Source organism: Rhodococcus sp. IEGM 1372 (assembly GCF_030056835.1).
Taxonomy (GTDB): Bacteria; Actinomycetota; Actinomycetes; order Mycobacteriales; family Mycobacteriaceae; genus Rhodococcoides.
The window spans coordinates 57,583-75,459 of record NZ_JASHKS010000015.1 but is presented as its reverse complement, the minus strand read 5'-3'; the positions used below and the strand labels follow the sequence as shown (position 1 = coordinate 75,459).

Sequence of the window (17,877 nt, the reverse complement as noted above, 5' to 3'; positions counted from 1 at the left end):
CCCGGAGACCGTGGTCCCCGGGCCTGGGCGCGGATGGCTACTCGGTGCAGCAATGCCCAGCGCGCTTCGGCGTCTCCGGTGCCAGATCCAGCATCGGATTGCCGTCGAAGAATCCCGTGGGCTTGAGGTGCAGACTCACATGGCTGACCGGCATGACCGGCCAATCCTCGGGGCGCACCACGTGGTGAGCGGCGATCGTCGGCCAGATGACCAGGTCTGCGTCTTCGAGTGAGCGATCCTGCGCGGTGTATGCCACCAGGCCGTCGTAGCCGGGATTCTGGGCCACGTACTCACCGGCTGCATAGCGTTCCCGTTCTGCGTACGGCGTCGCCCACAGGTGCTTGGTGGCGAACCCGCCTCGGCGAGCCTGCTGCGAACCGGGCTGTGCCAGAGGCAGAGCGACCGCACCGGACGGCTCGATCTTGTACCCGATGTGCCCGCCGAGCTTGTTCTTCTTGTCCGCGTTGACAATCAACCAGGAACGAGCCCGGAGTGGATCGGCGACGCGCTGCGCCTGCGATTCGGTGGCGAGATGGCGCTTGGTCTGACGCCACGCGTTTCCGTGCGGATTGTCCGGCCCGGCGGGAACGGCCTCGGCTTCGAGTTCGTAGAGATTGTTGCGTGGCCCGTCCACGTTCATGTCCAGGCGAACGCTGAAGAAGTGTTGATGATGCGGTCCGTAGAGCCCGGGCGCGACGAGGGTGCCGAACTCGGGAATCGTGCCCGGCTCGATCGCACCGGTGGAGATGATGCCGGTCAACTTGATCTCGAATTCGATGGACCCGTCGAGATACAGATGCCAGTAGAAGCCGTAGTCGTAGTTGCCCACGGTGGCGAAGAACGACACCACGAGCCGACGGTTGCGTCGGACCTGGCCAACGTTGTCGCGAAAGTCGGTGTGCTTCCAACCGATGCTGAAGTCCTCCTCGTGCATGCAGATCGCATTCGGAAGTTCGATCGGCTGACCGTCCTGATCGTTGACGTACGCGTCGAAATAGTGAATTTCACCGAGGCAATCACAGCCCAGCTGAAGCGAATTCGCGAGAACGCCCAAACCGTACTCGCCCTCGTCGAACACGTTCTTGTTCCACTGGCTGTCACCGGGATCGCCGTAGGGCACGTACATTTCCGACAGCGACGCCCGATGAATGATCGGCCGCAGAGTTCCGCGATCGACGTAACCGACGTCGTGCAGCACCAACCCCTCACGAGGTGTGAAGCCGACGCGCAAGCGCCAATTCGCCCACTCGACGTAGTGGCCGTCCACCGTGAACGACGGACCGTCGGGTTGGGTGATGTCGATCTTCTTCATCGGTTCGCGTTGGTGGGGGAACCTCGGGACATTCCCGGGGCGTTCGTAGAATCCGGGTAGGTAGTTGCCGGGAGTCTGTGGGATGGGCACCACTCCGGTGTCTGCGACGTCGACCACCTCCATCGTGTCCATATCGACTGTGACGACGAGGTTCTCGACGGGCCGCGCATATCCGTTCTCCTGCGCTTCGCTTCGTACGAACGTCAGCGGGCGGGCGAGGCGTCGGCCACCGGGGTTGTCGCCCTCCATGGTGTGGCCGCTGGCCCACTTGTCCACCATCGCCAGCGAGAAGTCTGTGACGCCGCGCTTGACCATCGCCTCCTGCCACCGTGGATCGGCCTTGATGACGTCCTCGCAGCGAAGGAATTCCTCCAGCGTGATGGGTGGCTGGGCATCGGCGATCTCGGTGTAACTGATCAGGGCATCATGGGTGAGCGAGACCACTGCCTCGAAGGTGGCATGGGCGTCACGATCACGCAGGACGACGAATACTCGACGGTCCGTATCCGATTGCTGCAGATCGGCTTTGGTCGGCTCCAGCAACTCGATGTAGACGAAGCGCGCAGCAGAGGTCAGGCTCCGCTCGCGAGTCACGATCGCCGACGTCCTCGAAATCTCCTGCGGGGTCAGCGGTTCGAGGGGGTGAACTAGAACGGGCGCAAAGGTATCGGTCATCGTGGCTCCTGCAGTGGGTAGTGGAGAAGTTCCGGCGGGATGCGGCGCGTGCGAAGGAAAACGACGACGGCGGCGAGCGCGAGTTCGGTCGCAGCAAGAATCGAGGCCGCCGAGACGTCGCTGACCCTGTCGGTCACGACGGCCTGATGATGCCCCGCCGGACCGGAGGCATGCGCAAGCAGCATCACGGCGCTCGACGTCGCCATGATCACCCACGGACGATTGCTCGTCGACCGCCACAGATCGGCAGCACAAAGCAGGCACACCACCGCCATGGCGGCGACCACAACACCGAGTGTGCTGCCGATCCCCATCCTCAGGTGGAGAAAGGCCGTGGTCACCGCCAGTGCAGCTGCACAACGGTTGATCAACACTGTCCGGGACTCCCTGTCGTCGCTGTCCGTTACGACGTTAGGGGTAGACCATTACTGGTATTCGTAGGTCGTGTGAGGGACGTGTAACTCGCCGACCGGATCAGACCAATTCGATGACGTTCAATGCCCCGTCGGCATGCGAGCTACGCAGTCGCTTCTTGTCGTATTTGCCGACGCTGGTCTTCGGGACCTCGTCGATGAAGGTCCAACGTTCGGGCAGCTGCCAATGCGCGACGCGGCTGTCGAGGAACTCCTTCAGTTCTTCGGCTGTCACCGATGCGCCCTCGCGGACGACAACGGCCACCAGGGGCCGTTCGTCCCACTTCGGATCGGGCACCCCGATCACCGCGGCCTCGCGAACTGCGGGGTGCCCCATCACCTGGTTCTCGAGTTCCACCGACGAGATCCACTCGCCACCGGATTTGATGATGTCCTTGGAGCGATCGGTCAGTCGGAGGTAGCCGCCCTCGGAGATGGTGCCCACGTCACCGGTGCGCAGCCACCCGTCGTCGAACTTGTCATCGGCGTCGGCGCGGTAGTAGCTGCCGGTGATCCACGGGCCACGGACTTCGAGTTCACCGACGGTCGTGCCGTCCCACGGCAACACCGTGCCTGCATCGTCGACGAGTCGTGCTCGCACTCCGGCGACGAATCTGCCCTGCGTGCAACGCAAGTCGAACTCATCCTCCGCCGACAGGCCGACATCGGGCTTGCCGGAGGTACCCAGAGGCGAGGTCTCGGTCATGCCCCAGGCCTGCGAGATGTGCACCCCGTACTTCTCGTGGAACGCCCGCATCAAACTCGGTGGACATGCGGCACCGCCGACCACCACGTCGCGCAGGCTCGACAGATCGGCCGGGTGCTCGTCCAGGTGAGCGAGCAGGGCCTGCCAGATGGTCGGAACTGCCGCCGCAGCCGTCGGACGCAGTGTCGACATCATCTCCGCCAACGGAGCCGGCTGCAGAAACCTGTCGGGCATGATCAACGATGCGCCGACCATCAGCGCTGCATAGGGCAACCCCCACGACATCGCGTGGAACATCGGCACGATGGCCAAGACCTTGTCGGACTGCGCGATCGCCATCGCGTCGGTCATACAGGCCTGCATCGAATGCAGGTAGATGGAGCGATGTGAATAGACGACCCCCTTGGGGTCGCCGGTGGTGCCCGAGGTGTAACACATTGCGGCAGCGGATCGTTCGTCGAGCTCGGGCCAGTCGAACTCCTCCGGCTTGCCTGCGAGTAGGTCCTCGTAACCCAGCACCTCGATACCGTCGGGTGCAGTGACCTGCGTCGGGTCGACGCCGACGACGACGAGATGCCGCACGGTCTCGAACGTCGGCAGCAGGGGTGTCAGCAGGGGGAGCAGGCTCGCGTCGGCGATGATCACCTGATCCTCGGCGTGATTGACGATGTAGGTGAGCTGCTCGGGAAAGAGTCGGATGTTCAGCGTGTGCAGCACCGCGCCCATCGCAGGAATCGCCATGTACGCCTCCATGTGCGGGGCGTTGTTCCACATGAACGTTCCGACGCGCTGATCGTCGTCGATGCCGATCGACCGCAGACCGTGTGCCAGTTGCGCTGCCCGCCTACCCAATTCCCCGAAGGTCACCGTGGTCGGACCGGTGTCCGTCCAGGTGGTGATCTCGGCCGAGGAGTGAATGGACGTCCCGAATCGAACCAGCTGGCCGATGGACAGTGGGGTGTCCTGCATGGTGCTCTTCATCGATCTCGCTCCTGAAGTCTCGGCATACACGTCGTTGTGTTGCGCGTCACACCATGCACGATACGGACTTACTCGGACGCGTGGTCTCGGGTACCTCGGATTCGGGCGTCGACCTCGCGAACCATGTCCTGATAGATCTCCGCCGCGGGGTCTATGACCGCGAAGTGGCCCCCGGGTCCTTCGACCGAGCCGACCGAATCCGAGCCCGCCGACGCGGCGGCGTAGTACGCCCGACTGATCTCGAGCAGGTTGGGATCGTCCGATACCGCGCACACCACCAGATGCGGAACTCCGAGCGGAAGCCTCGCGATCGGCGACGATGCCTCGTACGTCTCCTGCGCACCGGCGAATCGCGCACCGATCGCATTCGACACCGCACCCTCACCGAGCCAGCGCTCATCGCCGACCTTCAGATCGAGCACGCCGGCCAGACTCACTGCGAGAGCAGGGGTTACGGCATTCCCGGCTGAATCGGCGGCGAGGCGCAGAGCGAGCTGACCGCCCGCTGAATGGCCGAACACAACTACCCGGGACGGATCCAGATCGCCGGGTGCCGTCTCCAGAGCTGCAAGCGCGGACGCGACGTCGCCGGTCATCGCATCCCACCCGTGTTCGTCGGGGCGACGATATTCGACGTTCCACGTCGCGTAACCCCGCGCGGTCAGATCGACCGCCATCGCGTCCATCAGGTCGAATTCCCATCGCGAACGCCAGTAGCCACCGTGGATCAGCACGGCGACGGGAAACGGGCCATCGCCCTCGGGTAACCGCTGTTCGACGCGTTGCTCGGGGTGATCCCCGTAGTGCAGGATCGTTCCGGGGTGAAAGCGGTGGAAGTACACGCTGTCGATCGCGAATCGCAGACCGTCGAGTCCGCGGCCGCGAATGTGAGTGCGGATGCCCGGCGATCTGTCCGGTGTGCACTGGCCCAGATCGACTCGAACGACACCGCCGTGCGACGACGTGTCGATCGGGATCCCGTCACCGGGAACTACGATCACCTCGTCGGAACCGGCTGCGGCGTCGACGATTCCGCCCGTCAGTCCTCGGGCCGACAGCGCCCTGGCGACCAGTTCCTGCGCCGTCGCGAGGTCGGCGAAAACGCCGGGAGCGGCGACGATGTCGAGGTGCGTCGAGGGATGCGTCATGGGTTCACGCTACCCAGAACGGCGTCGACCGAACCCGAGACGGGGTGTCCGGGCTCGGTCGAAGGACGATGTCAGTTGTCGACGGCCTCGTTCAGCTCGCGCAGACGGGGGAGTGCGCGGTTGGTGAGCAGGTCCTCGCGGGTCTCGGCGGAGACGGCCATGCTGTCCTTCCACAGTGAGCGGCCGGCCATCGCGCCGCGCGCGCCGTTGGCCACTGCGATGCGAACCTGCTCGATGAACGTCTCGTGGTCGACGCCCGCCGACAGCACTGCCCACGGAACACCCTGTGCCGCTTCGGTAACGGCTGCACATGCCTCGGCGGAACCGGGGTAGGGGAGCTTGAGCACCTTGGCACCGCATTCGACCGAGATGCGGGTGGAGTCGGCGATGATCTTGCCGAAGCCGGCCTTGTATTCCTCGTCCGATTCGCCCTCGAGCTTGTAGGTCAGGATTTCGACGATAAGCAGCAGGCCCTCGGCGGAGCAGGCCTTGACGAGGTCGCGGATCTCCTCGGCGACACGGGAATCGACGCCCTGCCGTTCGGGGCGCATGTAGAACAGCATCTTGGCGACATCGCCGCCCAGGTCGCGTACGACGCGCGGGGTGACGCCATCGACGTACCGGGTGTACCGCAGTCCATCGGTTTCTTCGAAGCCCGAGGCGTCCATGCCGACGACGAGTGCGGTGTTGCGCGAGAGCACACCCTCGTCGACGATCTTCGGCAGTGCGACCTCGGGGTCGAGCAGGATCGCCGGGGCGTGATTGCCGAGGTAGCGAACCAGATCAGCCTTGGCGTCGGCGAGCTGCTCGAACGTGACCGAGCCGGGTCCGTCGGGAGCGTCCGTCATGACCGCCTTCATGCCGTTGCGCTGGTCTCCGGCGACGATGAGCATGTTGCCGTCGGCGGTGGAGATGGCGGCCATTCCGCGACGCTCGAGGGTGGTGAGTTCGTTCATTGTCTTCTCCTGGTGATGGGTTGGGGCTGCGAGCAACGAGACAACGTTGTCTCATTGCAGAAATGTGGGGTCAGATTTCTATGAGCGTCAGTAGTCGCGCAGCGAACAGTGCTGCGCCGTAAGCGGTGTCCTGAGAGCGGGTCGAGATCGAGACATCAGGGAGCACCTGCGCGCGGGCATCCCGGACGCTGGCCATGCCCGCCCAACCGCCGGTGAGCAGCGTGGTCCGAGCGGGCGCAACCTCGGCGTCGAGGGCAGCGATGAGGCGGGCGATCTCCTCGTTGCCGTGCAACAGGATCGAACGGAACAGCTCCGCCGAATTCACTCCGTCGGTGCGCACGGTGATGGACAGCACCCCGTCGTCGTTGCGGGCCCCGGCGATCTCTATCCCGCCGTCGGTGGACGGTCCGGCGGCAGGCAACGCGCACACTCGCTGATCGAGCAGGTCACGCCCGGCGCGGTCGGTGATGTCGCACATCTGCAACGCCCGTCGCATCAACAGTCCGGTCTTGACCCCGGCGACGAGTACGTGTTGGCCCGGAACCACGTGCCGCACCGAATTGATCAGGTGATCGGCCAGACGGCTTCGCGCCGCGGGAGTCAGGGGAGCATCGAGCACTCGAAGCAGAACCTCGGCGGTGCCCATCGACACGTGGTACCGGTCGTGAGGGATGGCTCCACCGGACACCGCGGAAACGAGATGGTCGTGTCCGGCCACGGTCAACCGTGCCCCCACGATGGCGTCGGGAAGGGCGGGTCCGGTTGCGACCCCCAGGTCGGTGCCTGCGTCGACGAGGGGCGGGATGAACTCGGCCCCGACGCCCAAGTGCGTCAACATCTCCGTCCACGGCTCGCCGGTGTCCTGATCGAGCAGTCCGGTCCGGGAACTCAACGAGTAGTCGGCCACCGCGCGGCCACCGAGGGACAACACGACGAACTCGGGCAGATTGAACCAACGAAGTCTGGCCAGGCTCAGACCGTTGTCGCGGAGGTGCGCGATCTTGACCACTGATACCTGGACGCCGACGGGCAGGCCTGTCTTGCCGGCGAACCGATCACGAAGATCCTGGGGTAGTGAATCGACCTGCTGCTGCCCGCGCGGATCGAACCATGCGAATGCCGGAGCGCGGACAACGTTGTCTTTATCCAGAAGGAAGCCCGTCTCGCCCATTCCGGACACCGCGATCGCATCGATGCGCGACGCGGGATCGCCGGTCACCTCGGGCAGTCGCCGCGCGACGGCGTCGAGCAGATTCGCGATGGTGGCGAGCAGGTCCTCGGCCTCGAGGTCGGTGGTTCCGCCTGGGCCGTGATGCCACGGCGTCGGACTCTGCTCGATGAGCAGTTCGGTTCCGGCCTCGTCGATCACGAGCACCTTGATGCCGGTGCTACCGAGGTCGAGTCCCGCAACGAGTCTGGGATTCACGGGGATGTTCTCATTTCTGTGCAGGTAAGGGGAGTGCATGTGAGAGTCGTTCGACCAGGGTGGTCGGCGCAATCTGTTGCTCGACTTCGAGATAGGGATCATCGAAGCGCTGCACCAGGCGATCGAACGCGAGGGTGCCGATCCGGTATGGATCCTGGTCGATGCATGTGACGGACGGGCTGACAGCATCGGCGAGCGAGAAGTTGCCGAACGAGACCATGGCAACGTCGGTGCGATCGATCTCGTGCAGCACCGATACCACGGCCGTCGCATGCCGTGCGTTGGCGACGAAGAAGGCGGTCGGCGGATTGCGCGATGCCAGTAGCTTCTTCACTACCGGCCGTACCGAATCCGCGGCGTGCGAGACGGGGGGTGCGAGGGCGGCGTCCGGTGTCTGACCGAGGTCGGTGAGGACGTCGAGGTACGCCTCGCGGCGGAGCTGGGCCGTCTGCAGTCGATCGTCGAAGCCGAGCAACGCAATTCGTGTGTGCCCGCTCGCGACCAGTTTCTCGACGGCGTGCTTGGCGGCACCGTAATCGTCGACGATGACCGAATCGAAGCCCGGGATGGAACGGTCGATGGTCACGGTCGGCAATGTTCGACGCCGAGGCACGAGGAAGTCGCTGTGATCGCCGACAGGCGCGAGGATGATCCCCCGCACGTGTTGACCGGCCAGCAGCGCCAGCTGGTCACGTTCGCGGTGAGCGTCGAACCCGGTGCTGCCGACGATGACGGCCAGTCCGTGTTCGAGAGCGCGATCCTCGACCGCACTGACCAAGGAGGCGAAGAACACGTCGTCGATCGAATCGACGATGATCCCGATGGTGTTTCCCGATCCCGATTTCAACGAGCGCGCAGCGGAATTGGGGACGTAGTTGAGCGTCTGCACCGCGGCCTCGACGCGTTCGCGCAGCTCGGGCAAGACCGTGTCCACGCCGTTGACGACACGGGAGACGGTCTTGAAGCTGACGCCTGCCAATGCGGCGACGTCTTTGATGCTTGCGCGCTCGGTCACGTGAACTCTCGATCGGAGGGATTGTGTTCGCTGTAGCAACGGTGCGAGACAACGTTGTCTTGTATGATTCCCGCTATGCCTCATGTCTGTCAAGACGTTTCCGTGATCGATCGGGATCAACTGCCGGTTCTGGTTGTCGCGGGTGCTGCAGGAAGTGGAAAGACCACCCTGGGTCGCGAGCTCGCGCGCCGCTTCGGTACTGCGTTGCTCGATCTCGACACAATCACCAATCCGCTACTCGATCAACTGGATTCGCTATTGGACGGCCCGCACTGGAACAGTGCGGGCCCGCACGCGGAACGCATCCGGGCCGGCCGGTATGCAGTACTGCTCGCTGCTGCGAGGGACCTCGTGGAGATCGGTCAGAGCCCCGTTCTGGTCGCGCCTTTCACTCGCGAACTGACCGCGGGCACGGAGTGGGAACGACTTGTCTCGCAGGTGGCCCCCGCAGCAACGATGGTCGTGCACGTCGACGGCTCGCCGGAGCTGTTGGCGCGTCGACGGGCCGCCCGCGGGGCAGAGCGCGACGCACACCGGCCGATGGATCCTCCGGTGGAGAAGCCGCGTGTTCCACATCTGCGGATCGACGCCGAATTGTCGACAGCACTGCAGGTCGATCTGGTTGCGCAGGCGCTCGAGGATCAGTCGCAGCGGTGATCGCTTCCGGGCGTGCATGATCGGCGTTCGATGAGCTCGACGCCGAGGATATTGCGGCGCTTGAAGCGCTTGCCGGGATTCTCGATTCGGCCGAGTAGTCGCTCGATGGCCAATCGGCCGAGCCGAGCAGGATTCTGGTCGATCACCGTCACCGGCGGCCACACTGCATCCGCCAGCGGGAAGTCTCCGAATCCGACGAACGCCAGATGCAGCAATTCCATCTGCTGCAGCACCGGCACGCATGCCATGGCCACGCGTGCGTTGGACAGAAACAGCGCCGTCGGTGGATCGTCGAGTGCGGTCAGTGCGGTCAGGGCGTGGCGTGCATCGTCGCGGCCCATGACGCCGAGCGCAACGAGCGACTCGTCGAACTCGATTCCTTCGGCCTGCAACGACTCTCGATACCCCTCGAGCCGATTCCGGCTGGTAGGAATATTGGCACTGTCACCGATGACTGCGATGCGAGTGTGTCCCAACCGAAGCAGATGATCGGTGGCCAACACCGCCCCGCCGTGATCGTCGTCGACGAAGCTGTCGGCTTTGAGGCCGTCGGGTGCGCGATCGACGAAGACCGTCGGAGTCTTGTCGATCCAGCGCTCCAGGTAACCGTGATCGGAACCCGTCGGCGCAATGATCAAGCCGCTCAACTGTCTACGCAGCAGCGACTCGACCAGAGCCTGCTCCTGGTCACCGTCGTGCCCCAGGCTCGTGACCAACACGGCCATGTCGTCCTCGCGGGCGCGCTCCTCGATGGCTCGTGCGATGGAGGAGAAGAACGGATCGTCGATATCGGGCACGGCCACACCGATCGCTGCCGCTTGACCGTTGCGAAACGACGTCGCCATCGTGTTCGGAACGTAGTTCAGTGAATTCAGGGCATCGGTGACGCGAGCGCGCGTTTCGGGGTCGACGTGCGGATCGTTGTTGTACACCCGTGAGACGGTCTTGGCGCTGACTCCGGCCAGTGCCGCGACATCCTGCATGGTGGTCATGATCTACCCCCGTCTGCTCGTCGTCCGCTCGTCATCGACTCGTGTAGCCGCCGTCCACCGGCAACGACACCCCGGTCACCATGGAAGCATCATCGCTCAACAGGAAGGCAATCGGCGCGGCAATCTCGTCCTCGGTGGCCCAGCGCCCCAGCGGCATCTGTGCCAGGAACGGCTCCTCGATCTCCGGACGGCCCCAGTAGAACGCGGACATCTCCGTCATCACGACGGTCGGATTGACTCCGTTGACCCGGATTCCGTGGCGGCCGAGTTCGAGGGCCGAAACCCGAGTGATGTTGTCCAGGGCGGCTTTCGAGGAGCCGTACGAGATGTGGCCCGTCAGGGCGACGAGACTGGCCTGGCTCGACACGTTCACGATTGCTCCAGCACCGGCGGCGATCATCGCGGGGACGGTGTACTTGATGACGAGGAGAGCGCCACGCGCGTTGATGGCGATGACCTTGTCGAAGACGGAGATGTCGGTGTCCTGTGGCGTGGCGATCTCGCCGCCGAAGCCGGCGCAGTTCACCACTCCGTAGAGCTCGAGTCCCTCGACGGCCTCGCGCACGCTGTCCTCGGAGGTCAGGTCGAACGCGAGAGGCTGCGCGCCGGTCTCGTCGGCGAGCTTGTCCAACGCATCCACCGATTGACCGGCTGCGACGACGTCGGCCCCGTCGGCCACCAGTCGTCGCACCGTGGCCGAGCCGATACCGCCGCTGGCACCGGTCACCAAGATCTTCCGGCCGTCGAACTTCGCCATGTGCGCCAACCTTCACTGTTTCCGAATCGGTCATGTCATCGATGTCATCCGCCGCATGTGCGTGCTTGATGACATCGGTGTCATGGACGGTACCTCAGCACCGTTCCACTGGGTCGAAAATCGAGTAGATCGCAACTATCTCCAGTTCAGAGACGGTACCGCTCGGTCCGATAGCGGGTCGAAGGTGCGGCTTCAGCCGTGGGCAGGATCTGTGCCATGTCACCGGTGACATGAATTTTCACGAAACACGTGACAATGCGGGTTGCGTGGGTCACACTCGTTTACACAACGAGCCCCGCAGGGAGCTCGACCTGCCTCGCAGATCACGATCTCCGACCGTGCTGCACAGGCACCGGTGGGGGTGTTCATCCCGCACCCGACGGTTTTCGATTCGACCAAGGAGTATCCATGGCCAGCGTTGCACCTGTGGCGACACCGATCCTCGAGGCGAGGGGATTGTCGAGGAGCTTCGGAAACGTGCGCGCCCTCGACGACGCCGATTTCGACATCTACCCCGGCGAGGTCGTCGCCCTCATCGGCGACAACGGTGCAGGCAAGTCGACGTTGGTCAAGGCGCTCTCGGGCAGTCTCGCGGTCGACACCGGTGAGATCCTGTTCGACGGCACTGCGGTCGATCTCGACAGTCCCACCGTGGCAGCGGAACTCGGCATCGAGACGGTGTTCCAGGATCTGGCTCTCGCGCCCCACCTGAATGCGCAGCAGAACATGTTCCTCGGCCGGGAACTGCAGGCGAAAGGGCTACTGGGGCACCTAGGGTTTCTCGATGTGTCCACCATGCGCAAGCAGTCGCAGGACGCGTTGAACGAACTCGGAGCCACTGTGCGCAGCCTCACCGTTCCCGTCGGAGCCATGTCGGGTGGCCAGCAGCAGGCCATTGCGATCGCCCGTGCGGTCGCCTGGGCCAAAGGTGTTGTCTTCCTGGACGAACCGACCGCGGCGCTCGGCGTCGTGCAGACCCGAAACGTTCTCGACACCATTCGCCGCGTGGCGGACAGGGGAGTGGCCGTGGTGTTCATCAGTCACTCGATGCCGCACGTGATCGAGGTCGCCGACCGCATTCAGGTACTGCGGATGGGCAAACGCGTCGCCACTCTCGACGCCAAGAACACGACCATGGAAGAACTCGTCGGCGCGATGACCGGCGCAACCACCGGAGCCACACGATGACCAACCAGACCATCAGCCCTTCTCTCGAGCCGATGCCACCCGGCGACACACCGTCTCGCCACTCCTTCGATCTCGTCGAAGCGCTCGGTAAGTTGGCCCGGGTTCAGGTGTTCCAGATCGTGCTCGTATTGGCCGCGATCTGCCTCGTGTTCTCGATCATGGCGCCCGGCAGCTTCCCTGAGTGGGGCAACATCCGCCAGATCATCCAGAACGTTTCCATCCTGGCCGTTCTCGGGATCGGCATGACGTTCGTCATCGTCACCAGTGGCATCGATCTCTCGGTCGGCTCCGTTCTCGTCTTCTCCGGCGTCGTCTCGGCCAAGACCATGGCCGCGATCGGCGGCGACGGGTGGGGAGTTGCCGCCGTCGGAATCGTGGTGGCACTGGGGTGTGGCCTCTGCTGGGGATTGCTCAACGGTTTCCTGATCGGTAAGGCCAACGTGCCTCCGCTGATCGTGACTCTCGGGACCCTGGGCGGAGCTCTCGGGCTCTCGCAGGTCATCACCGGCGGCGTCGACATCCGCGACGTACCACCGGTTCTGGTCGACACCATCGGCTACGGAAACTTTCCGGCCACCACCATTCCGCTGATCTCGAGCATCGCACTGGTGCTCGTGGTGATCTTCGGAATCGTGCTGCATCGCACCAAGTTCGGCCTCTATACCTTTGCCGTCGGCTCCAAGGAACAGTCTGCTCGGCGCGTCGGCATCAAGGTGGACATGCACCTGGTCAAGGTCTACGCACTCTCCGGCACTCTCGCTGGACTGGCCGGCATTCTGTCCTTGTCGCAGTACGGCACCACCGCCATCGCCGGACAGTCACAGACCAACCTCAATGTCATTGCGGCAGTGGTCATCGGCGGAACCAGCCTCTTCGGCGGCATCGGAACCATGTTCGGCACCGTCGTGGGACTGTTCATCCCTGCCGTGCTGCAGAACGGCTTCGTCATCGTCGGAGTCCAGCCCTTCTGGCAGCAGGTCGCCGTCGGTGCTGTCCTCATCGCAGCGGTCTACTTCGATCAGCGCCGACGTGATGCAGCGAGCCGAGGTCAATCGCCCAGCTCCCTCAAGAAACTCTGGTCTCGAAGTCCCTAGTTCCGGCCAGCCTCGGAACTCCCTTTACTCAAATCCCTTACAAGAAAGTCGACCATGATCACATCACGCACCGCCGTCGTTGCACTGAGTGTCGCTTCGGTCTCCGCCATGTTCCTGGCGGGTTGTTCGTCCGACTCCGGAAGCGGTGGCGGCAGCGGCAACATCGCCTTCATTCAGGGCGTCAGTGGCGACGAGTTCTACATCAGCATGCAGTGCGGAATCGAAGCTGCGGCAAAGGACGCAGGCGTCACAGTCGACACTCAGGGCCCGGTCAAGTTCGATCCCACCCTGCAGAAGCCGATCGTGGATTCGGTTGTCGCATCGCGGCCGTCGGCAATCCTCATCGCGCCCACCGACGTGGCCGCCATGCAGGCACCACTCGAGGCAGCCTCCAGAGCAGGTATCAAGGTCGTACTCGTCGACACCACCCTGGAAGACCCGTCCATCGCGGTCTCCTCGATCTCGTCCGACAACAAGGGGGGTGGGGCAGAAGCGTTCAACGCCATCGAGCAACTCAACCCATCCGGAGGCAAGGTTCTGGTCATCTCCACCGACCCCGGGATCTCCACCGCCGACGCCCGGGTGGCCGGCTTCGAGGAAGCCGTCGGGGCCAACTCGGCATTCGACTACCTCGGAGTCCAGTACAGCCACAACGACCCGGCCGAGGCTGCTCGTCTGGTCTCGGCCGCTCTGGCGAAGGACCCCGATATCGTCGGAATTTTCGCCGCGAACACGTTCGCGGCCGAGGGCACGGCTACGGGCGTCCGGCAGGCAGGCAAGCAGGATCAGGTCAAGATCGTCGGGTTCGACGCAGGCCCCGCCCAGGTCAAGCAGCTTCGTGAGGGAACAGTGCAGGCGCTGATAGCGCAGCAGCCCGACACCATCGGCACCGACGGTGTCGCGCAGGCCATGGCCGCCATCAACGACGAGCCGGTCACCGCCGACATCTCGACCGGCTTCCATGTCATCACCGCCGAGAACATCGACGGCGAGGGCGCGCAGTACGTCTACAAGTCGTCCTGCTGATCCCTGACGTGTAACCCCCTTCAGCTGCGGTGGTGCTCCTGGTGGCAGACCATGCCCGGGAGCGCCACTGCTCACCACGTTCGTCCGACCCCGAGGACCTGTCATGGCCGAGCTTCGCCGCGCGACGTTGGAACACCTGCCCGCGACCGTCGCGAAGCCGGACTACGACTTGGACGAACTGCACTGCGGTGTGGTGCATTTCGGAGTCGGTGCTTTTCATCGCGCTCATCAGGCGGTGTACTTCGATCGGCTTCTCGCGGCCGGCCATCTCGACTGGGCACTGTGTGGAGTGGGAGTGTTGCCGGGAGACAGGAAGATCGGTGACGTCCTCGACTCGCAGGACCACCTCTACACCCTGGTCACGGTGGATCCCGACGGTCGACGCGACGCCCGGGTCATCGGTTCGGTCGCGGATTTCGTCTTCGCGCCCGAGGATCCCCAGGGGGTACTCGATGTGCTCAGCTCACCCGCCACGATGATCGTGTCACTGACGATCACCGAGGCGGGCTACGGCGTGGACGACATCACCGGTGCATTCGAGCCCAGCGATCCTGCAGTGCTCGACGACCTCCGGGACCTCTCGGTACCTTCGAGTGTCTTCGGCTTCCTGACCGTTGCGCTCGCCACCCGCCGGTACCACGGAATTCCACCGTTCACCGTGATGTCGTGCGACAACATCGTCCACAACGGGTCGGTGACCCGAACTGCATTGACGTCCTTCGCCCGTCGGCACGACGCCGACCTGGCGGACTGGATCGACGCGACGGTCGCGTTTCCCAACTCGATGGTCGACCGCATCACCCCTGCTACGACGGCCGCAGTCATCGACGACGTGCGCTGCGACTTCGGAATCGACGACGGCTGGCCGGTGCGGTCGGAATCGTTCTCGCAGTGGGTGGTCGAGGACACCTTCTCGTTCGGGCGACCGCCCTTCGGCGAGGTCGGAGTGCAACTCGTCGCCGACGTCGCGCCGTACGAACACATGAAACTGCGGCTGCTCAACGGATCTCACCAAGCACTGAGCTATCTCGGTATCCTCGCCGGATACACCCACGTGCACGAGGTGATGGCAAGTCCCGACCTGTACGAGTTCGTGGCGTCGTACATGCGAACCGAGGCTGCACCGACGCTCGACCCGGTCGACGGAATCGACATCGACACCTACATCGAACAACTGCTGCAACGTTTTTCGAGCCATGCGGTGCGAGACACGCTCGAACGTCAGATCGTCGACGCGTCCGCCCGCATCCCGAAGTTCGTGCTGCCGGTGATCCGCGACCGGCTGGCACAGGACCGATCGGTCGACCACGGAGCGCTGGTGCTCGCCGCGTGGTGCGGAGTCCACGAGCGTGGGGACATCCCGATGGTCGACGCGAACGCCGAACACCTGCAGCGTTTGTCGTGGGAGGATCACGACAACCCCGGCGCTTTCCTGGCGAACCCAGCCGTGTTCGGTGATCTGGCGACGAGTCCGCGGCTACGCGGGGCGTACCAAAGGGCCAAGCGCTCGCTTCAGGACAGCGGTGCCCGCGGAGCAGTGCGGCGCGTGCTGGAACAGTCGGTCGGAGTGGGTCAGACCTTGTAGTACACCACCTGGTGGCTCGTGGCCAGCAATGTTCCACCTTCGGTCCACAGTTCTGCCGTCTGATCGAAGTAGCCCTGATGGAACCGGCGAGCTCGTGCGGTACCGAGGACGTATCCGTCGGAGTGCTGCTCGAGATCTTCGGGCGTCGCGAAGTAATGGGTTGTCAGCGAGATGGTGCCGGCCGGCACGTAGCGACCGAGGCGCTGAAAGATCCTGGGGTAGAACACATCGCTGAGCGAGGTCAGCGCAGCGAAGTCCACCGGGCGTGGTGGCGTGTCGCGGATCCACAGTGTCTCGGTCGAGTCGGGTGATTCCTGGTCGTTCAGAGCGCCTGCAACGAAACGCATCTCGTAGTTCTGTGCCCAGGCGATTGCGTCGGGAAAGTTGCCGCGGGGCGTCTCGGCGGGGGAGGGGACGGCCGGGGTCACGGCCTCGGTGTTGTCCCACGTCTCGCGCCTGGTTCCGAACACCGCCGTGGCCGTGGTGGCGACGGCACCGTCCTGGACGAGTTCGAGGTACCAGTGCTGATTGCTCCGGTTGGTTCGCACGGCGCGCGCCGAGATCTCGAATTCGCCCTCGGCCACCGGACCGGCGAAGTTGACCGTCAGCGAGACCGGCGATCCGAGGCATTCCGGATGCCGTTCGATGGCTCGGATGAACGTCGCAGCAGTGATGCCACCGAACGGGCCGACCATGTTGTTGTACGGCGCTGATGTCCTGCCGCGATACGTGCCGTCGCCGACGGTGTCGAGGGCGACTGCTGTATCGAACGGATGCATTGTTCTCCCGTAGGTCTCTGTCGGCGTTCGTGCCGATTCAAACTATCCGGCCCACTCGGGCGGTACGCAGGGTGGCTCCCTCACGGAATTATTCGCTGGCGACGTAGCTCGGCGACTATCTCGGCGAACATCGCCTCGGTGTCGACGAAACGGTGAAAACCCAGTCGACGCGCTTTGGAACCGTCGGCAAGGACGTCGTAGTCCCACGCGAACACGAAATCGCCGAAGGCCCAGGACGATACGTCGGAATACGGAATCTTCCGCAGCCCGTTCTCGGCGACGATCGAATTCCACAGCGGTTCCTTGTCTGCCATGACATCTGCCAAGGACATCGGTAGGGGAGTTGCGGTATCGAGGTCGAAAAGACCCGCGATACGCGGCCACATGTCGCTCCAGCGAAACAGATCGCCGTTGGTGATGTTGAACGCCTGGTTGGCGCAGCTCGGCGTGGTGGCCGCCCATACTGTCGCCTCGGCGAGCAACGATGCATCTGTCATCTCGAGCAGTGCGTCGAAGGCACCGGGCTTGCCCGGAAACCGCATGGGGACGCCCAGTTTCTTGCACATGGTGGCGTACACGGCGATGACGGTGGCCAGATTCATCGGGTTGCCCAGCGCAACACCGCACACCACCGACGGCCGGATCGCCGACCACGTCCACCGCTTACCGAGTTGCCGCGCCTCGAGAAACTGCTGCTGATCGACGTTGAACTCGGGCGGCATGTGCGGCGGATCCGATTCTCGCGCCGGGGTTTTGAAAGGGCCCAGGTGCGCGCCGTACACCTTGTAGCCCTGCATCAGGCTCACGTGCTCGAGGTCCGGTGAGCTCTCCTCGACGGCCGTGACCACGTTGACGAGCATCGCGAGATTGGGGGCGACGAGTTCGGCCCAGCTCGGTCTCTCCTGGTAAGCGGCGTAGAAGATGTGTGTGACGTCGGTCAGCTCCGCCAGTCGACGGTGGGTCTCGTCGGCGTCGAGCAGATCCACCGCGATGTGCCGGACGCGTCCGGCGTCCGTACCACCTCGGCGTGACAGCCCGACGATGTCCCACTCGCCCGTCCGTTGCAGGTGATCGACCAAGTTGCCGCCGATCACTCCGTTGGCTCCCACTACTACTGCTACGCGTGACATGACCTACTCCAATCTTGATATCGCGATATTGCGATGC

At 64.1% G+C, this 17,877-nt stretch carries 16 protein-coding genes; 5 read left to right on the top strand and 11 right to left on the bottom strand.

Translation table 11 applies throughout. The annotated features are described in order from the left end of the window. Window positions 1-37: 37 nt before the first annotated feature. The 7 genes from QM590_RS14560 to QM590_RS14530 all read right to left on the bottom strand — a co-directional run bounded on the left by QM590_RS14560 (window position 38) and on the right by QM590_RS14530 (window position 8,632). Window positions 38-1,987, bottom strand: a complete 1,950-nt coding sequence (locus QM590_RS14560) for a primary-amine oxidase (protein ID WP_269595407.1) — start codon at window positions 1,985-1,987, stop codon at window positions 38-40. Next, the gene (locus QM590_RS14555) at window positions 1,984-2,361 is read right to left on the bottom strand and encodes a hypothetical protein (protein WP_269595408.1); all 378 of its coding nucleotides are present in this window, start codon (window positions 2,359-2,361) and stop codon (window positions 1,984-1,986) included. Before QM590_RS14555 ends, QM590_RS14560 begins: the two co-directional genes overlap by 4 nt. 100 nt (window positions 2,362-2,461) lie before the next feature. Next, complete coding sequence (locus QM590_RS14550) at window positions 2,462-4,087, bottom strand: long-chain fatty acid--CoA ligase (protein WP_269595409.1); 1,626 nt, start codon at window positions 4,085-4,087, stop codon at window positions 2,462-2,464. A 68-nt stretch (window positions 4,088-4,155) separates the two neighbouring features. Further along, entirely contained in the window at window positions 4,156-5,235 is a 1,080-nt protein-coding gene (locus tag QM590_RS14545; RefSeq protein ID WP_269595410.1) for an alpha/beta hydrolase, read from the bottom strand. Window positions 5,236-5,306: 71 nt separating this feature from the next. Continuing rightward, a complete protein-coding gene (locus QM590_RS14540; RefSeq protein WP_269595411.1) occupies window positions 5,307-6,191 on the bottom strand; it encodes a hypothetical protein in 885 nt (294 codons plus the stop codon). A 70-nt stretch (window positions 6,192-6,261) separates the two neighbouring features. Beyond that, window positions 6,262-7,617 carry an FGGY-family carbohydrate kinase gene (locus QM590_RS14535; protein ID WP_269595412.1) on the bottom strand — a complete coding sequence of 452 codons (1,356 nt, stop codon included), beginning with the start codon at window positions 7,615-7,617 and terminating at the stop codon, window positions 6,262-6,264. A 10-nt stretch (window positions 7,618-7,627) separates the two neighbouring features. Further along, window positions 7,628-8,632 (bottom strand): LacI family DNA-binding transcriptional regulator, encoded by a 1,005-nt coding sequence (locus QM590_RS14530; protein WP_269595413.1) that lies wholly within the window; start codon window positions 8,630-8,632, stop codon window positions 7,628-7,630. 102 nt (window positions 8,633-8,734) lie between these two features. Between QM590_RS14530 and QM590_RS14525 the strand changes: the two genes are divergently transcribed. Then, the gene (locus QM590_RS14525) at window positions 8,735-9,289 is read left to right on the top strand and encodes a P-loop nucleotide/nucleoside kinase family protein (RefSeq protein WP_269595414.1); all 555 of its coding nucleotides are present in this window, start codon (window positions 8,735-8,737) and stop codon (window positions 9,287-9,289) included. Here QM590_RS14525 and QM590_RS14520 read toward each other — a convergent pair. Both QM590_RS14520 and QM590_RS14515 read right to left on the bottom strand, forming a co-directional pair. Next, entirely contained in the window at window positions 9,274-10,281 is a 1,008-nt protein-coding gene (locus tag QM590_RS14520) for a LacI family DNA-binding transcriptional regulator (RefSeq protein ID WP_269595415.1), read from the bottom strand. The genes QM590_RS14525 and QM590_RS14520 overlap by 16 nt on opposite strands. A gap of 31 nt (window positions 10,282-10,312) precedes the next feature. After that, window positions 10,313-11,038 carry an SDR family oxidoreductase gene (locus QM590_RS14515; RefSeq protein ID WP_068046991.1) on the bottom strand — a complete coding sequence of 242 codons (726 nt, stop codon included), beginning with the start codon at window positions 11,036-11,038 and terminating at the stop codon, window positions 10,313-10,315. 408 nt (window positions 11,039-11,446) lie between these two features. Between QM590_RS14515 and QM590_RS14510 the strand changes: the two genes are divergently transcribed. The 4 genes from QM590_RS14510 (at window position 11,447) to QM590_RS14495 (ending at window position 15,931) form a co-directional block, all read left to right on the top strand. Beyond that, on the top strand, window positions 11,447-12,226 hold the full coding sequence (locus QM590_RS14510) for an ATP-binding cassette domain-containing protein (protein ID WP_068046988.1): 780 nt from the start codon (window positions 11,447-11,449) through the stop codon (window positions 12,224-12,226). Beyond that, complete coding sequence (locus QM590_RS14505) at window positions 12,223-13,320, top strand: ABC transporter permease (protein WP_082898561.1); 1,098 nt, start codon at window positions 12,223-12,225, stop codon at window positions 13,318-13,320. Before QM590_RS14510 ends, QM590_RS14505 begins: the two co-directional genes overlap by 4 nt. Before the next feature lie 54 nt (window positions 13,321-13,374). Next, window positions 13,375-14,346 carry an ABC transporter substrate-binding protein gene (locus QM590_RS14500; protein ID WP_269595416.1) on the top strand — a complete coding sequence of 324 codons (972 nt, stop codon included), beginning with the start codon at window positions 13,375-13,377 and terminating at the stop codon, window positions 14,344-14,346. Window positions 14,347-14,449: 103 nt separating this feature from the next. After that, window positions 14,450-15,931, top strand: coding sequence for a mannitol dehydrogenase family protein (locus QM590_RS14495; RefSeq protein ID WP_269595417.1), 1,482 nt, complete (start codon window positions 14,450-14,452; stop codon window positions 15,929-15,931). Here QM590_RS14495 and QM590_RS14490 read toward each other — a convergent pair. Together QM590_RS14490 and QM590_RS14485 are read right to left on the bottom strand one after the other, a co-directional pair. Continuing rightward, window positions 15,919-16,710, bottom strand: coding sequence for an acyl-CoA thioesterase (locus tag QM590_RS14490; protein ID WP_269595418.1), 792 nt, complete (start codon window positions 16,708-16,710; stop codon window positions 15,919-15,921). The two genes, QM590_RS14495 and QM590_RS14490, sit on opposite strands and share 13 nt — an antisense overlap. Before the next feature lie 80 nt (window positions 16,711-16,790). Further along, the gene (locus QM590_RS14485) at window positions 16,791-17,840 is read right to left on the bottom strand and encodes an SDR family oxidoreductase (protein WP_269595419.1); all 1,050 of its coding nucleotides are present in this window, start codon (window positions 17,838-17,840) and stop codon (window positions 16,791-16,793) included. Between the last annotated feature and the right edge of the window lie 37 nt (window positions 17,841-17,877).

Coding starts and splice junctions, on each gene's coding strand:
- QM590_RS14560 (WP_269595407.1), bottom strand. CDS start 1,987: ATGACCGATACCTTTGCGCCCGTTCTAGTTCACCCCCTCGAACCGCTG.
- QM590_RS14550 (WP_269595409.1), bottom strand. CDS start 4,087: ATGAAGAGCACCATGCAGGACACCCCACTGTCCATCGGCCAGCTGGTT.
- QM590_RS14545 (WP_269595410.1), bottom strand. CDS start 5,235: ATGACGCATCCCTCGACGCACCTCGACATCGTCGCCGCTCCCGGCGTT.
- QM590_RS14540 (WP_269595411.1), bottom strand. CDS start 6,191: ATGAACGAACTCACCACCCTCGAGCGTCGCGGAATGGCCGCCATCTCC.
- QM590_RS14520 (WP_269595415.1), bottom strand. CDS start 10,281: ATGACCACCATGCAGGATGTCGCGGCACTGGCCGGAGTCAGCGCCAAG.
- QM590_RS14515 (WP_068046991.1), bottom strand. CDS start 11,038: ATGGCGAAGTTCGACGGCCGGAAGATCTTGGTGACCGGTGCCAGCGGC.
- QM590_RS14510 (WP_068046988.1), top strand. CDS start 11,447: ATGGCCAGCGTTGCACCTGTGGCGACACCGATCCTCGAGGCGAGGGGA.
- QM590_RS14505 (WP_082898561.1), top strand. CDS start 12,223: ATGACCAACCAGACCATCAGCCCTTCTCTCGAGCCGATGCCACCCGGC.
- QM590_RS14500 (WP_269595416.1), top strand. CDS start 13,375: ATGATCACATCACGCACCGCCGTCGTTGCACTGAGTGTCGCTTCGGTC.
- QM590_RS14495 (WP_269595417.1), top strand. CDS start 14,450: ATGGCCGAGCTTCGCCGCGCGACGTTGGAACACCTGCCCGCGACCGTC.
- QM590_RS14490 (WP_269595418.1), bottom strand. CDS start 16,710: ATGCATCCGTTCGATACAGCAGTCGCCCTCGACACCGTCGGCGACGGC.
- QM590_RS14485 (WP_269595419.1), bottom strand. CDS start 17,840: ATGTCACGCGTAGCAGTAGTAGTGGGAGCCAACGGAGTGATCGGCGGC.